The sequence below is a fragment of the Mesorhizobium sp. CC13 genome, assembly GCF_039907765.1.
Lineage (GTDB): Bacteria > Pseudomonadota > Alphaproteobacteria > Rhizobiales > Rhizobiaceae > Aminobacter.
This window is the reverse complement of the sequence record NZ_JARDJI010000010.1, coordinates 120,807-133,883: the sequence shown is the minus strand read 5'-3', so window position 1 is coordinate 133,883 and position 13,077 is coordinate 120,807. Positions and strand designations below refer to the sequence as shown.

Below are 13,077 nucleotides of genomic sequence, written 5' to 3'. Positions count from 1 at the left end.
GGCCTTGGCCGCACTCCGAATCGCGGAGCGCGACAATGCCATGGCGCCGCTGTGGTGTCAGCCGTTCGGCATTGCACCAAATCGACGTTTGTGGCTTGCCAGCATCACGGAATCGCGAGCGTCGACCGCCCAGCAAAACGAAGAAAGCCCCGTTCTGATGGAACGGGGCTTTCGGGCAATCTCGAATGCGAAGCGGGCGATCAGGCCCAGGGGCGGCTTTCGCCGACCTTCTTCTCGTAGCTGTCGATCGAGCCGGCCTTCTCCATCGTCAGGCCGATGTCGTCGAGGCCGTTGAGCAGGCAGTGGCGACGGAAGTCGTCGAGGTCGAACTTGACCACGCCGCCGTCGGGGCCGCGGATTTCCTTGGCTTCGAGGTCGACCGAGATGGTGGCGTTGGCGCCGCGCTCGGCATCGTCCATCAGCTTGTCCAGATCTTCCTGGCTGACGGTGATCGGCAGGATGCCGTTCTTGAAGCAATTGTTGTAGAAGATGTCGGCGAACGAGGTCGAGATCACGCAGCGGATGCCGAAGTCGAGCAGCGCCCAGGGCGCATGCTCGCGGCTCGAGCCGCAGCCGAAATTGTCGCCGGCGACGAGGATCTCGGCCTTGCGGTAGGCCGGCTTGTTGAGCACGAATTCGGGATTCTCCGAACCATCCTCGTTGTAGCGCATCTCGGCGAAAAGCCCGGTGCCAAGTCCGGTGCGCTTGATCGTCTTGAGATAATCCTTGGGGATGATCATGTCGGTGTCGACGTTGACGATCGGCAGGGGGGCGGCGACGCCTGTCAGCTTGGTGAATTTTTCCATGGCTTTTGCCCGTCTGGCTGTTGCGGGGATTTTGGCTTGCCCCGCTTTACACAAGCTTGGCCGGGAATCAAAGCGTTTAGGCGTTGCGGAAGCCGGGGCGCGCCGTCGATGCTGCGGCGCTTCGCAGTCGATCGACCGGCGCTCGTGGCCCTGCAGGGCCGTTCGCCATAGAATGGATGCTCCGGGCGATGGGGAGGCGGGATGGAATCGTTGACGAAGACGCAGATTGTCAGGCTCGCGCTGCTCGCCGGTGGGGTGGGGCTGCTCGCCGGTATTGCCGCGGCAGCGATGCTCTGGCTGATGCAGGGCGTCAGCTCGCTTGTCTGGGCGGTCAGCGATGCCCGCTGGTACATTGCCGTCGCGGCGATCGCCGGCGGAGCGCTGATCGGCCTCACGCGGATGAAGGGTGCGACCGACGGTGTCGACGAGCAGCTCGCGGCCCTGCGCGACCCGGCGCATATCCATCGACGCAACGCCCTCTATGTCGGCATGGCGGCGGTGGTCGCCGTCGCGTTCGGCGGCGCGGTCGGACCCGAGGCCGGATTGCTGGCGGTGGTGGCGGAACTGACCTCCGCCATTGCGATCTTCCTTGGCCGGAGCCATGCCGATATGCGGGTCATTGGCGAAGCCGGCGCCGCCGGAGCGCTTTCCGGTTTCTATGGCTCGCCGCTCGGCGGCGCGGCCTATGCCGACGACAAGCCCGAGGCGCCGCGCGCCATGCTGCTGCTCGCCGGAGTTTGCGGGCTGCTCGGGTTCCTGCTGGCGGCGCTGCTGCTGCTGTCGGGTGGCTTCCATCGCATCGAGCTGCCGGCGTACTCCCCGCCGGGAGATGGAAGCGATCTCGTCCTGGCCGTCGTCCCCGCGATGCTTGGCGCCACGGTGGGCGTGCTGTTCCTCTTTGCCCTGCCGGCGGCAAAGGGGCTGGTCCATCGCGTGTTGCCGTCGGTTTTCTGGCAGCCCGTCGCCGGCGGCGTGGCCTTCGGCCTCCTCGCTGCGATGCTGCCTATGCTCAGGTTTTCCGGCCACAACGAGATTGCCGGCATGCTCGAATGGGCGGCAACTGCCGGCATGGCGGCATTGCTGCTGCTGGGCGCGCTCAAGGTGGTGGCCGCCGTGCTTTGCCTGTCGACGGGATGGCTGGGCGGGGCGATCTTTCCGCTGATCTTCGCCGGCGCTGCCGCAGGGGCGTCGGTGCTTGCCATTGCACCCGGCATCGCACCGGCGGTGGCGATCGCCGCCGGCATAAGCGCCGCCGCCACGGCCGGGCTGGGCCGGCCGATCGCTGCGGTGCTGATCATGCTGTTCGTGGTCGATGGTTCGCTGTTCGGCCCGATCTGTGTCGGGGCGCTGTGCGGTTATGCCGGCAGCCTGCTCGCGCCACGGCCGGAACACTAGCTGACGAAGCGTGCGGGCCGCCGCCGTGACGGCGGCCCATGCCGGTCAGGCGCGGGCGAGCGCCATCACGCCGGTTTCGGTGCCGGTCAGCCGGCGCGAGCGGCCATCGGCGCCCACCACCATCTGGATGCGCCGGCGTTCCGACGAGAACAGTTTCGAGGTCGACACGTCCACCGGCGGGTTGAAGGCTATGGTGACGCGCCAGAGATCCGGCTTGATCGTCTCTTCGAGGCCGATGACGCGGCCCCTGGCCGGGTTGCCGTTGAAGGTGCCTGCGACGGTCTCGCCGACGCCGAAGGGTACGGCCCCCTTGGGCTCGTCGGCCTTCGCTGTTACCGGACGCGCCGCAAGCGTGTTCCAGTCGCGGGCGCCGTTCTGCCTGGCGACCAGCTCGAGGGCCTTGGCGTGGCTGATGTCGAAACCCTCGGCGGCGAGCGCGTCGCGCAGCCTGCGGGCATTGGTCTTGTAGTCGGTCGGGGTCTGACCGTTGGTCATGGTTTCGCTCCTTCGCGATTGGCGAACGGCGTCTTTCGAAATCGGGAGCCCGCATTGCCGCTTCGGCCGTCGCATCGACAGGGAAACGAGATTTTCGAGGGAAGCTTCACCGTGCCTTGCGGCTGCGGGCGGCAGGGGCTTCCCGCCCTTGACCGCGCTCAGATAGGGAGAAGCCGACGCAACGTCAATGGCTTGGTCGCCCATTGCATCGGCTGCGCCAAGCACTACCTTGAGCCTTGGGCGGACGACGCGGGAGAATTGGATGCCGAATCTTGCGAAAAGCTCTCTGCTTGCCGCCGCCGTTCTGCTAGGCGGCATGGCGCAGGCGTTCGCAGGCGGCCTGGTGGGCCAGCCCGACCGTGACACGCTGATCCGCGAAGGCCGCTTCGACGAGCTGCAGATCCTCGAGAACCGCGAACGGCGAATCGAATTCCAGCAACGGCAGCAGCGGCTGCGCGAGGTCGACCGCCAGACGGCCAACCAGCCGACCCCGAGGCCGGACGTGCCGGTGGTCCGGCCGGGCTGCCGGATCGATGTCTTCGGCAGCAATTTTCTCCGCGCCTGCCGCTGAAGTTTTCTCCCCGGCCGCGCGAGGACCCGCCCGAGGCGCGGGATCGTGGCGGATAGTGGTGCTCTACCCGGCCGCCACCCGTTCTGCCAGCACGTCGTCGAGCCGGTCGTAGCCGGCGGCTACGCCATCGGCCATGCCAACCTGGATTGCGCCGTCGCGGACCTTTTCCGAGCTGTAGAGAACCGTCGTCACCGAGGTGGGGCGGCCGTCCCTTTCGGTCAGCACCAGCGTCACATGTGCCTCGCCGTCGGTCCAGTCCATGTCGAAGAGCTCGGTGCTGGCGAGCCTCTCGGGCCTGACGATCTCGCGATAGGTGCCGGTCATGCCCATGTCGCGGCCGTCGACGTGCTGCCAGACGAAGCGATAGTTCCCGCCGACGCGCAGGTCGATGTCGCAGACCGAAAAACGCCAGCCGTCGGGGCCGGTCATCCAGCGCTTCAGCAGCGCCGGGATCGTCCAGCAGTCGAAGACGAGGTCGCGCGGCGCGTCGAAGACGCGCGTCATTGCGATCTCGCGCGCGCTCGGCGTGGTCACTTCCAGTCGGTGCGTCATCGTCCTCTCCTCGTGTCGGTTTCGGCTCAGGCCTTGCCCTTGTGCGCCTGCAATTCGGCAAGCAGGGCATCGAGCCGCCTGTAGTTGCCTTCCCAGACCTTGCGGTATTGCTCCATCCAGCCTACGGCCTCGGCGAGCGCCGCGCCCTCGATGCGGCAGGGCCGGCGCTGGGCGTCGCGGCCGCGCGAAATCAGCCCGGCGCGCTCCAGCACCTTGAGATGCTTGGAGATCGCCGGCTGGCTCATGTCGAAGGGGTCGGCCAGCTCCATCACCGTCGCCTCGCCCCCGATCAGCCTGGCGAGGATCGCCCGCCGCGTCGGGTCGGCAAGTGCTGCAAAGGTGGCGTCGAGGCGTTCGGACGGCGTCATCGTATGAACTCGATGTTGATAACAAATTGGTTATATAAAAGATAGGCTGCGTTGTCCAGACAGTCGCCGGGGCTTGTCCAGAGCGCGGGCAAGGAAAGGCCCTCCCCGTTGGGGGAGGGCTACTGCGGGCAGAGCCCTTGGCGGAGGCGCTACGCCGCCTTGCGGGCGTGCCGCGCCTTGAGGTTCTGGTTCAGGCGGAAGAAGTTCTTCGGGTCGTATTTCTGCTTGACCTCGATCAGCCGCGCATAGTTGACGCCATAGGCGGCCTCCACCCGGTCCGCTTCGTCCGACGGCATGAAGTTGATATAGGCGGTGCCGATCGCCTGCGGCTTGGTCGCCTCGTAGATGCCACGCGCCCAGGCGATGCAGGCGTCGTCCATCGCCGCCTCGCGCCAGCGCCCATGTACGTTCATGACGTAGTGAGAGCTACGCTGCGGGAAGGCGGTCGCCTCGGTGGCGACCTGTCCGGCGACGCCGCCGACATGGCCGATGAACACCTCGCACTCCGGTCCGGGCAGGTTTCGGATCGCCTGGTCGAGCGCATCGATGGTCTCGTCGGCCAGTTCGATGAAGTCGTGGCTCTTCCAGTAGTTGCGGGCGCCCGGCGCAAGCAGCGCGTCGAAGGCCGCCTGCCATCCGACGAAGGGGTTCGGTCCGACCACGTCGACGATCGGCTTGCCGATGCCGCGCAGGCGGGCCGTCGCCTGTTCGCCCGCCGCCATCTCGCCGCACCAGCACATGGCCAGCACCAGCACCTCCTTGCCGTGCCAGTCGGCCGGCAGGAACGGCAGCGGCGGGGCGCGGCGCGCAACCGTCCAGCAGGTCAGCTCGTCGGGGGCGTCCTCGAGCGCGGCCCGGTATCCTTCGAGCACCGCCTTGGCGTCGTCGAACGGGTGCACGACGAGGCCCGAAAGCACTTGCGGCCCGAGCTTGTGCAGCTTGAACTCGAAGGCGGTCACCACGCCGAAATTGCCGCCGCCGCCGCGGATGGCCCAGAACAGGTCCGGATGCTCGGCGGTGCTTGCCCGTAACAGCTCGCCGTCGGCCGTCACCACGTCGGCGGAAAGCAGGTTGTCGATGGTGAGCCCGAGCTTGCGCGCCGTCCAGCCGAAGCCGCCGCCGAGCGTCAGGCCGGCTATGCCGGTGGTCGAGTTGATGCCGGTCGGCACCACCAGCCCGAAGGCCTGCGTCTCCTTGTCGACGTCGGCCAGGATCGCGCCCGGCTCCACCCAGGCCCTGCGAGCTACTCGGTCGACGCGCACCGATTTCATCCTGGAAAGGTCGATCATCAACCCGCCGTCGCAGACGGCGTTGCCGGCGATGTTGTGGCCGCCACCGCGCACGGCGACGAGCAGGTTGTTCTCACGCGCGAAATTGATAGCGGCGATGACGTCGCCCGCGCCGGCGCAGCGCACGATCAGGCCGGGCCGGCGGTCGATCATGGCGTTCCAGATGGCGCGTGCCTCGTCGTAGCCGGGATCGCCGGCATTGAGCACGTCGCCGCGCAGGCTGGCGGCGAAGGCATCGAGCACAGGCGCGCTGAGCATCGCCATGCCTCCGTCCAGCGTGGTCAGGCTGAGGTCGTTCATGGGGCTTTCCTCCGTTGAGAGAAATGCCTCCTCGTCCGCATGGCGGCGGATTGTGCGCCTCGCCCGCCGCCGCGACAAGCCAGACGGCGGCGTTATGGCCGAATTTGATGAGCCGGGGCCTTTGACGGCACGCCGCCGGGCCCGTTCATGGCCCGAATGCCTACACCACCGCCCGCCGGTAGAGGTGCCAGGTCGCGTGCCCGAGCACCGGCAGCACCACCAGGAGCCCGAGGAACAGGGGTGCGCAGGCGGCGAGCACCGCCACCGTCACGATGAGGCCCCAGCCCAGCATCACCAGCGGGCTCGCCAGCACCGTGCGGATCGAGGTCAGCATGGCGGTGACGAAGTCGACCTCGCGGTCGAGCAGCATCGGGATCGAGATCACGGTGATCGAAAACAGCACCAAGGCAAGGGCTGCGCCCTCGATGTGACCGACCGCCAGGAACACCCAGCCCTCGTTGGTGGTCAGCACAACGTCGGCGAAGCGGTCGAGCGTGGCATAGGACATGCGGCCGAGGATCAGCGCCATCAGCAGCCTGATCTGGTACATCCATACCCAGAACACGAACAGCATCGTGAAGGCCATCCACGACACCTCGCGCCGGCGCTGGGCCCAGATGACCCGCCACACCTCCCGGGCCGTCGGCATCCGTCCCGCCTCCAGCCGGCGGCTGACCTCGTAGAGGCCGACCGCGGCGAAGGGGCCGACCAGCGGAAAACCGATGGCGAAGGGATAGATCAGCCACGGCTCGCGCAGCACCAAGAGCGAGGTGGTGATCGCCAGGCCGATCACCACGAAGACGGCGGCGATGGCGAGGCCGATCGCCGGCCGCCGCGCGAAATCCGCGGCACCCTCGGCCAGGCTGTCGCGGATGTCGGCCATCGTCAGCGCCCGCACCTCGGGCAGTGCCCCCGGCCGCCTGGCATTGCCGCTGCCCATGTCGACCATCGCTTCCTCCCTCGCTCGGTCCGCCACGATCCCAGCTTGCATCCCAGGGGACGGACGGCCTTGATCGAGATCAAGGGTGCGCGGAACCATTCACCCTTTGCCGCAGCTACTCCTCCGGCAGGCCGGCGCGCCGCCAGCCCTCGACGAAGGTGTCGAACAGGCGCGGGATGTGCCGAAACGGATGGCTTTTCTTCATCACCGCGATCGACACGCCGGGGTTTGCCGCCCTGAGCGTCGCGATGGCGCGGCGGGCGGCTTCGGGATCGCCGGCGAAGACGGAGTAGGCGGCGAGCTGGCGATAGGCCCAGGTCACCTGCGGGTTCTTGTCGATCATCTCCTGCGTGATCCTGGCTGCCCGGGCGAAATCGCCATCGAGCCCGCTCGCCGCCGCCAGCCCCATGGTGAAGTTGTGTTCCAGCGGATCGAACGGGCTCAGTGCCATGGCGCGCTCGAAGTCGCGCCTGGCCGCCTGCGGCTGGTCGCGGTAGATCGCGACCCATCCGGATCGGGCCCAGGCCCAGGCGCTGTTCGGGTCGAGCGCCAGCGCCCTTTCGATATAGGCGCCGGCGCGGCTCTGATCGGTGGTGCACATGCTGAGCGCCGCGCCGGTGGCCGTCAGCGCCATCGGGTCGTTGCTCGCCAGCCGCGCGGCCGTCTCGGCGTCCGCCAGCGCCAGCTCCCTCTCCCTGTCGGGGTCGGACGACCAGAGATAGGCGAGGTTCTGGGCGTGGCCCCAGGCGCGCAGCGCATAGGCGCGGCCATAGCTCGGGTCCGCCGCGATCGCCTGTTCGAGCAGTGCGATCCCCAGCCGGTTGCCGTCGCTCGTCGCGCTCCAGATGTCGGGATAGGCCCGTAGCACCAGCTCATAGGCCCTGAGGCTCTCCGGCGGCTTGCGCCTGGCGGCCTCGATCTCGGCCTTGAGCAGGGCCGGGTGCATGGCGCCGGCAACCTGCCCTGCAATCTCGTCCTGCAGGGCGAAAATGTCGGATGCGGCGCGGTCGTAGCGTTCGGACCAGATCTGGGCGCGCGTTTGCGTGTCCTCCAGCTTGACGGCGACCCGCACCCTGTCCATCGACCGGCGCACCGAGCCTTCGACGGCATACTGGACGCCGAGTTCGCGCCCGATCTCGGCAAGGTCGACGAAGCGGCCGCGATAGGTATAGGCCGACTGGCGAGCGATGACGAAGAAATCGCTGACCCGGGAAAGCGTGGCGGTGATCTCCTCGACCACGCCTTCGACGAGAAACTCGTCCTCAGGGCCGCTCAGGTTCTCGAACGGCAGCACCACGACCGAGGGTTGATCGGTGCCGCGCGACGGCGGCTGACGGTCCGTCGCCGGCACGGCCGGAACCTCGGGCGGGCGGGCAGCCTCGCGTTCTCCCGCGATCAGCGCGCTCGTGGCGGCCTCCGGCTCGGCCCCGAGTTCGCGCCGCAGCGCCTCCTGGCACAGCTTGTATTGCCTGAGCGCCGCGTTCGGCTGGCCGCGCTGCAGGCATAGCCGGATGATGGCTCGGTGCGCCTCCTCGGCTGTCGAATCCGCCGCGAGCAGCCTTTCCGCCAGCCGCTCGCAGGCCGCCGCTTCTGGCGAACCGGGTTGCGGCGCAGCCTGGCTCAGCCGCTCAGCCACCTGCAGGGCGATGCGCCGATAGGTACGCTGGTGCGGCGCGAACCAGTCCAGCCCGTCGTGGATCGCGTCCGTGGCAAGCAGGTCGCCCCGGTATAGTTCGGCGGCAGTCGCAAGACCGCCGTCGTCTCCTTGCGCCGTCTGCTCGAAAACCCAGATATCGGCTGTGCCTGGCTCCGCCTTCAGCGTGACGGTGTCGAGGTCGCTTTCGATCTCGACCCTGGCGGCGTTTCCGGCCGGAAAGCTGCGCCTGATGTCGACAAGGGCCTGGCGCAGGCTGTTGCGCGCCTGCGCCTCGCCGCGCCCCGGCCAGAACGCCTCGCACAGCGCCTCGCGCCGCACCGGCTTGCCGCCTGCCAGCACCAGGGCGGCGAAAACCTGCGCCGTCTTGCGCGTGGCGAAGCGGACAGGCCGGTTTTCCGGGGAAACCACCTCGAGGCCACCGAACAACCGAATGCGCATCAGCGTGCTCCAGCACTGGCGATGTCATGCAACAATAACACTGCCGAGGCCCGATTTAACGCCGATTTAGCGCGGTCACGCAGCCCTTTGCACGCGCCGTTCACGCCGCTTGAACGCTGGCATCACAGCCGGATGGCAAAGTCTCCCCATCAACTTCGCTATGGGAGGCCACGATGGCTTACTCGGCATATTCCGGCCACAAGCTGCCGGCATCCGGTTTCACCGCACGCTTCGTCGAAGCCGCAGCCACGCGTTTCGCCGCGATCGGCGACTGGTACCGGCTCGTCCGTACCCGCAGGGCGATCGAGGCGCTCGGCCCAGAGCAGCTCAAGGACATCGGCTATCCTTCGGCCGAAGCGAAACCCTCGATGGAGGTCGACCGCGGACTGATGGATAAGCTCATGACCATGCGCTAGACGCGTGGAGCGGCGATCGCCGCGGCGCCTCGCAGGGGACCGCCGTATCGCAAAAGCAATATTCGGGCCGTCCGGCTCGCGAACGATCAAATTCGTCGAATTCGCCTATCTTATGGTTAACCACCTTCTAGGGCCTTTGTGGACGCCCCTGCGGCATCGGCCTACGCTTCCATCGTTGCGAGTACCGATGGAGGCGAATATGGCAAAGCGGCCCTTTACTGTTTGATTTCATCCGCGGTCTCGCCTCTCTGCCGTGCGTCGGTGCCGGCGGCGATATGGGCGGCGGGCGCGAAAGCTGATCCGGCATTCGTGCCGGGTACGACTGAGCCGTCCGGGTCCGAGCCCGCGACGGCTCTTTCATTTTCCCGGTCGCTCGCAGCCTTCGGCCGCCCTGCCGAGTTCGCAGGCGGGGATAAATTTCCGGCCATTGCCGAGACAACCTGTTGTTATTGCGTGGACTTCAAAAAAACTTCCGGCGGATTTCTCCACGCCTTCGAGAGCCGGCTTAAGATCGGGTCATCTCCCTCGCGGGAAGCCTGGTGCGCACCGGGTATCAGGTGGGGGAGACGGTGTCCTGGCCGGTGGCGCTAACGGTGGCGTCGCTGGGTGTTGAGCCCCCAGGCCAGGGCCCCGCCAGCCGTCGCGCGAAAACGCGTTTCCACGGCACGAGGGCGGGGCAAGAGCACCGGCGGACGCATGGCGGCGTGCCGCACACATAGTATCAGGAAGGCGCGCGCCATGCGTCGGCTTCCCACATGACCAAATCCCGGCTGGTGCGCCAGGCCGGGCGGCTTGCCTATGGGCTCGGCGCATCCGTCACAGAAGGTATTCCGCAATGAAGCCATCGACCGACAACCGGGTTGCGTGACCTCATCCTCCGGCATGCTCGGGATGAGGGGCAGAAAGCTAGATCACGTTCAGCTCGCGGAACGCCCGGCCCTCGGCGATGCGCTGGTAGCCGAAGGCGGAGCAGTCGATGCTGCGGTAGCTGCCATGGACGATGAGCTCGGCCAATGCCCTGCCGACGGCCGGCGCCTGCTGCAGGCCGTGGCCGGAGAAGCCGTTGGCGAAGATGAAGTTCTCGACCTCGGGATGCGGGCCGATGACGGCGTTCTGGTCGAGCGCGTTGTAGTCGTAGTGGCCGACCCAGGCGCGCGTCGGCTTGATCGCCTCGAAGGCCGGCACGCGGGTGGCGAGCACGGGCCAGATCACCTCTTCGAACAGCGGCCAGTCGGGGTTGAAGTCTTGCGGATCGGCCGCCTGCTCGCCGTCTTCGCTCTCGGCACCGCCGGTGATGTAGACCGAGCCCTCGGGCCGGACATAGACGCCGCTCGGGTCGACCATCAGCGGCATGTCGTCGAAGCGGTCGCGCGCCTCGAACACGAAGACGTTGCGCTTGCGCGGCTCGACCGGCAGCACGAGGCCTGCCATGGCCGAGACCTTGCCGGCGTTCGGGCCGGCGGCGTTGATGATGGTGCCCGCTTCGAGCCTTTCGCCGTTCGTCAGCGTCACGGCGGTGACGCGGCTGCCCTGCCGCTCGATGCCGGCGACTTCTGCCGTGATCAAGTCGATATTCTTGGTCTTCAGCGCCTTGCGGAACAGGCCGAGCATGGCATGCGCGTCGAACCAGCCTTCGCCCGTCCGCCCGTAGGCGCCGGCGGAAAGGCCCTCGGTCGAGATCCACGAGAAGCGCTTCGAGAGCTGTCCGGCGTCCTCGAGCACGATGTCGGCGCCCTCGGCCATCTGCGCCTCGTGGTTGGCCTTGAGGATGGGCAGGCCGTTCTCGCCGGCGAGGATCAGGTAGCCGCCCTCGCGGAAGCCGATGTCGGCGTCCTCGCCGAACTCGTCCTTCAGCCGCCGGAACAGGCCGAGCGTGAACTGCGACAGGCGGATGTTCTCGGGGATCGAGAACTGCTGGCGGATCGAAGCGCAGGACAGCGTGGTCGCGGCCGTGGCGAATTGTGGATCGCGTTCGACCAGCGCGATCGAGCCGGTAAAGCCCTCGTCGCGCAGATAGTAGGCGATCGAGCTGCCGACGATCGCGCCGCCGATGATGACCACGTCGTAGCGTGCCATGAAATGATTCCGTCTGTTCGGATGGAGGAGGAAAGCAGTTACGCCACCGCCCGGCAAGCACTTGCAAGGGCCAGCATTGCCGGGCAAGAAGACCAGATGTCACATTCTCCGTCCCGCCCCCGCCGTTCGGCGCTGTTCGTGCCCGCCACCAACGAGAAGGCGATCGCCAAGCTGCCGCAGCTTGGCTGCGACGCCGTCATCTTCGACCTGGAGGACGCCGTGCTGCCCGAGCACAAGGCTGTGGCGCGCGACAGGCTGGCGGGCTTCTTCGCCGAAAGGCCGGCGGGCCACCGCGAGTTTCTCGTCCGCATCAATTCGCTGGCGAGCCCCTGGGGCGTGGAGGACCTTACGGCGGCGAGCGGATGGGCCATCGACGGCGTGCTCCTGCCCAAGATCGCGACGCCGCGCGACATCATCGAGGCGGGCGACGTTCTCGACGACAACGACGCGCCTGACAGCGTCCGGCTCTGGGCGATGATCGAGACGCCGCGCGCGCTGGTCAACATCGCCGCCATCGCCGAGCTCGGCCGCGATCCCGCCGCGCGGCTCGCCTGCCTGGTCGCCGGGCTCAACGACCTCGCCAAGGACACCGGCGTGATGCTGACGCCCGACCGCCGCTACCTGCAGGCCTGGCTGATGCAGATGGTGCTCGCGGCGCGGGCCGGCGGCGTCGACATGCTCGACAGCGTCTCCAACGATTTTCGCGACCTCGACGCCTTTTCGGGCGGATGCCGGGAGGCGGCCGCGATGGGCTTTTCAGGCAAGACGGTGATCCATCCCGCCCAGATCGGCCCCGCCAACGAGGCGTTTTCGCCCTCGGCCGAGGCGCTCGCCGAGGCACGCGCCGTGGTCGAGGCCTTCGCGCTTCCGGGAAATGCCGGGCGCGGTGTAATCTCGCTCGAAGGCAAGATGGTCGAGCGGCTGCATCTCGCCCAGTCCGAGAAGCTGCTCGCCCGGGCGGCGATGATCGAGAAGCTGAAGAACTGACAGCGCGATGCGGAGACAAGCATGAAACTCTACCGCTTCCTGACCGGCCCCGACGACGCCACCTTCTGCCACAAGGTGACGGCGGCGCTGAACAAGGGCTGGCACCTGTTCGGCTCGCCCACCTATTCCTTCGATGCCGAGACCAGGACCATGCGCTGCGGCCAGGCCGTGGTGAAGGACGTCGACGGCGTCGAATACGATCCCGCCATCAAGCTCGGGGATTTCTGAGCGGGTGAATGCGTGGAGGCGCCGCGTTCAGTCGACCGACGCTTCCAGCTTTTCCATGTCGTCGTCGGAGAGGCCGAAATGGTGGCCGATCTCGTGGATCAGCACATGGGTGACGATGTCGCCCAGCGTCTCCTCGTTCTCGGCCCAGTAGTCGAGGATCGCCCGGCGGTAGAGGGTGACGCGGTTGGGGCCTTCGCCGGTCTGCGGGTTCCAGCGCTCGGCGATGCCGCGTCCTTCGAACAGGCCGAGCAGGTCGAAGGGCGTCTCCAGCGACAGGTCGTCCATGATCTCGTCGGTCGGGAACTCGGCGATCTGGATGACGACGTCGCCGGTGAGCGCGCGGAATTCTTCCGGCAGGTGGGCATAGGCTTCGAGCGCCAGGAGCTCCATCTCCTCGATCGAGGGCGACAGCTGGTCGTGCCAGGCGCGGGTCTTGTAGATGCGGGCCATTCTTCTTCCTTTTGAGGGCATATAGCCTTTCACCGCACGCCTTACGAGGCCTTTGCCGTGGCGGGGATGATTTAGGCGCCGGAGGCACTTGCCCGGAGAGGAATAGATT

14 protein-coding genes are annotated in these 13,077 nt (G+C 67.3%); 5 read left to right on the top strand and 9 right to left on the bottom strand.

Features of this window, described 5'->3' with window-relative positions:
* Positions 1-200: 200 nt before the first annotated feature.
* Complete coding sequence (leuD, locus tag PV773_RS15305; RefSeq protein ID WP_347967177.1) at positions 201-806, bottom strand: 3-isopropylmalate dehydratase small subunit; 606 nt, start codon at positions 804-806, stop codon at positions 201-203.
* 201 nt (positions 807-1,007) lie between these two features.
* Here leuD and PV773_RS15300 point away from each other — a divergent pair, with 201 nt between their 5' ends.
* Entirely contained in the window at positions 1,008-2,201 is a 1,194-nt protein-coding gene (locus tag PV773_RS15300) for a chloride channel protein (RefSeq protein WP_347967176.1), read from the top strand.
* 45 nt (positions 2,202-2,246) lie between these two features.
* On the opposite strand, the gene PV773_RS15295 is transcribed toward PV773_RS15300, so the two are convergent.
* A complete protein-coding gene (locus tag PV773_RS15295) occupies positions 2,247-2,696 on the bottom strand; it encodes a glyoxalase superfamily protein (protein WP_347967175.1) in 450 nt (149 codons plus the stop codon).
* A gap of 262 nt (positions 2,697-2,958) precedes the next feature.
* Between PV773_RS15295 and PV773_RS15290 the strand changes: the two genes are divergently transcribed.
* Positions 2,959-3,267, top strand: coding sequence for a hypothetical protein (locus tag PV773_RS15290; RefSeq protein ID WP_347967174.1), 309 nt, complete (start codon positions 2,959-2,961; stop codon positions 3,265-3,267).
* A 63-nt stretch (positions 3,268-3,330) separates the two neighbouring features.
* Here the strand turns inward: PV773_RS15290 and PV773_RS15285 are convergent, their stop codons facing one another.
* The 5 genes from PV773_RS15285 to PV773_RS15265 form a co-directional block, all read right to left on the bottom strand.
* A complete protein-coding gene (locus PV773_RS15285) occupies positions 3,331-3,819 on the bottom strand; it encodes an SRPBCC family protein (RefSeq protein WP_347967173.1) in 489 nt (162 codons plus the stop codon).
* Between the two features lie 26 nt (positions 3,820-3,845).
* Complete coding sequence (locus PV773_RS15280; RefSeq protein WP_347967172.1) at positions 3,846-4,187, bottom strand: metalloregulator ArsR/SmtB family transcription factor; 342 nt, start codon at positions 4,185-4,187, stop codon at positions 3,846-3,848.
* Positions 4,188-4,336: 149 nt separating this feature from the next.
* Positions 4,337-5,776 carry an FAD-binding oxidoreductase gene (locus PV773_RS15275; RefSeq protein ID WP_347967171.1) on the bottom strand — a complete coding sequence of 480 codons (1,440 nt, stop codon included), beginning with the start codon at positions 5,774-5,776 and terminating at the stop codon, positions 4,337-4,339.
* A 160-nt stretch (positions 5,777-5,936) separates the two neighbouring features.
* Positions 5,937-6,725, bottom strand: coding sequence for a DUF2189 domain-containing protein (locus tag PV773_RS15270; protein ID WP_347967170.1), 789 nt, complete (start codon positions 6,723-6,725; stop codon positions 5,937-5,939).
* Positions 6,726-6,831: 106 nt separating this feature from the next.
* The gene (locus PV773_RS15265) at positions 6,832-8,811 is read right to left on the bottom strand and encodes a BTAD domain-containing putative transcriptional regulator (RefSeq protein ID WP_347967169.1); all 1,980 of its coding nucleotides are present in this window, start codon (positions 8,809-8,811) and stop codon (positions 6,832-6,834) included.
* Positions 8,812-8,984: 173 nt separating this feature from the next.
* On the opposite strand from PV773_RS15265, the gene PV773_RS15260 reads away from it, so the two are divergent.
* The gene (locus tag PV773_RS15260; RefSeq protein WP_347967168.1) at positions 8,985-9,227 is read left to right on the top strand and encodes a DUF1127 domain-containing protein; all 243 of its coding nucleotides are present in this window, start codon (positions 8,985-8,987) and stop codon (positions 9,225-9,227) included.
* 906 nt (positions 9,228-10,133) lie between these two features.
* Here PV773_RS15260 and PV773_RS15255 read toward each other — a convergent pair.
* Entirely contained in the window at positions 10,134-11,303 is a 1,170-nt protein-coding gene (locus PV773_RS15255) for an FAD-binding oxidoreductase (protein ID WP_347967167.1), read from the bottom strand.
* A 96-nt stretch (positions 11,304-11,399) separates the two neighbouring features.
* Here PV773_RS15255 and PV773_RS15250 point away from each other — a divergent pair, with 96 nt between their 5' ends.
* Both PV773_RS15250 and PV773_RS15245 read left to right on the top strand, forming a co-directional pair.
* Complete coding sequence (locus tag PV773_RS15250) at positions 11,400-12,290, top strand: CoA ester lyase (RefSeq protein WP_347967166.1); 891 nt, start codon at positions 11,400-11,402, stop codon at positions 12,288-12,290.
* 21 nt (positions 12,291-12,311) lie between these two features.
* Positions 12,312-12,518 carry a DUF1737 domain-containing protein gene (locus tag PV773_RS15245; protein ID WP_347967165.1) on the top strand — a complete coding sequence of 69 codons (207 nt, stop codon included), beginning with the start codon at positions 12,312-12,314 and terminating at the stop codon, positions 12,516-12,518.
* A 27-nt stretch (positions 12,519-12,545) separates the two neighbouring features.
* Here the strand turns inward: PV773_RS15245 and PV773_RS15240 are convergent, their stop codons facing one another.
* Positions 12,546-12,968: a metallopeptidase family protein gene (locus PV773_RS15240; RefSeq protein ID WP_340040922.1), complete on the bottom strand. Its 423-nt coding sequence runs from the start codon at positions 12,966-12,968 to the stop codon at positions 12,546-12,548.
* Positions 12,969-13,077 lie beyond the last annotated feature (109 nt).

Excerpts from the sequence above, each read along its gene's own strand:
- leuD (WP_347967177.1), bottom strand. The coding sequence starts at position 806 with ATGGAAAAATTCACCAAGCTGACAGGCGTCGCCGCCCCCCTGCCGATC.
- PV773_RS15300 (WP_347967176.1), top strand. The coding sequence starts at position 1,008 with ATGGAATCGTTGACGAAGACGCAGATTGTCAGGCTCGCGCTGCTCGCC.
- PV773_RS15295 (WP_347967175.1), bottom strand. The coding sequence starts at position 2,696 with ATGACCAACGGTCAGACCCCGACCGACTACAAGACCAATGCCCGCAGG.
- PV773_RS15290 (WP_347967174.1), top strand. The coding sequence starts at position 2,959 with ATGCCGAATCTTGCGAAAAGCTCTCTGCTTGCCGCCGCCGTTCTGCTA.
- PV773_RS15285 (WP_347967173.1), bottom strand. The coding sequence starts at position 3,819 with ATGACGCACCGACTGGAAGTGACCACGCCGAGCGCGCGCGAGATCGCA.
- PV773_RS15280 (WP_347967172.1), bottom strand. The coding sequence starts at position 4,187 with ATGACGCCGTCCGAACGCCTCGACGCCACCTTTGCAGCACTTGCCGAC.
- PV773_RS15275 (WP_347967171.1), bottom strand. The coding sequence starts at position 5,776 with ATGAACGACCTCAGCCTGACCACGCTGGACGGAGGCATGGCGATGCTC.
- PV773_RS15270 (WP_347967170.1), bottom strand. The coding sequence starts at position 6,725 with ATGGTCGACATGGGCAGCGGCAATGCCAGGCGGCCGGGGGCACTGCCC.
- PV773_RS15265 (WP_347967169.1), bottom strand. The coding sequence starts at position 8,811 with ATGCGCATTCGGTTGTTCGGTGGCCTCGAGGTGGTTTCCCCGGAAAAC.
- PV773_RS15260 (WP_347967168.1), top strand. The coding sequence starts at position 8,985 with ATGGCTTACTCGGCATATTCCGGCCACAAGCTGCCGGCATCCGGTTTC.
- PV773_RS15255 (WP_347967167.1), bottom strand. The coding sequence starts at position 11,303 with ATGGCACGCTACGACGTGGTCATCATCGGCGGCGCGATCGTCGGCAGC.
- PV773_RS15250 (WP_347967166.1), top strand. The coding sequence starts at position 11,400 with ATGTCACATTCTCCGTCCCGCCCCCGCCGTTCGGCGCTGTTCGTGCCC.
- PV773_RS15245 (WP_347967165.1), top strand. The coding sequence starts at position 12,312 with ATGAAACTCTACCGCTTCCTGACCGGCCCCGACGACGCCACCTTCTGC.
- PV773_RS15240 (WP_340040922.1), bottom strand. The coding sequence starts at position 12,968 with ATGGCCCGCATCTACAAGACCCGCGCCTGGCACGACCAGCTGTCGCCC.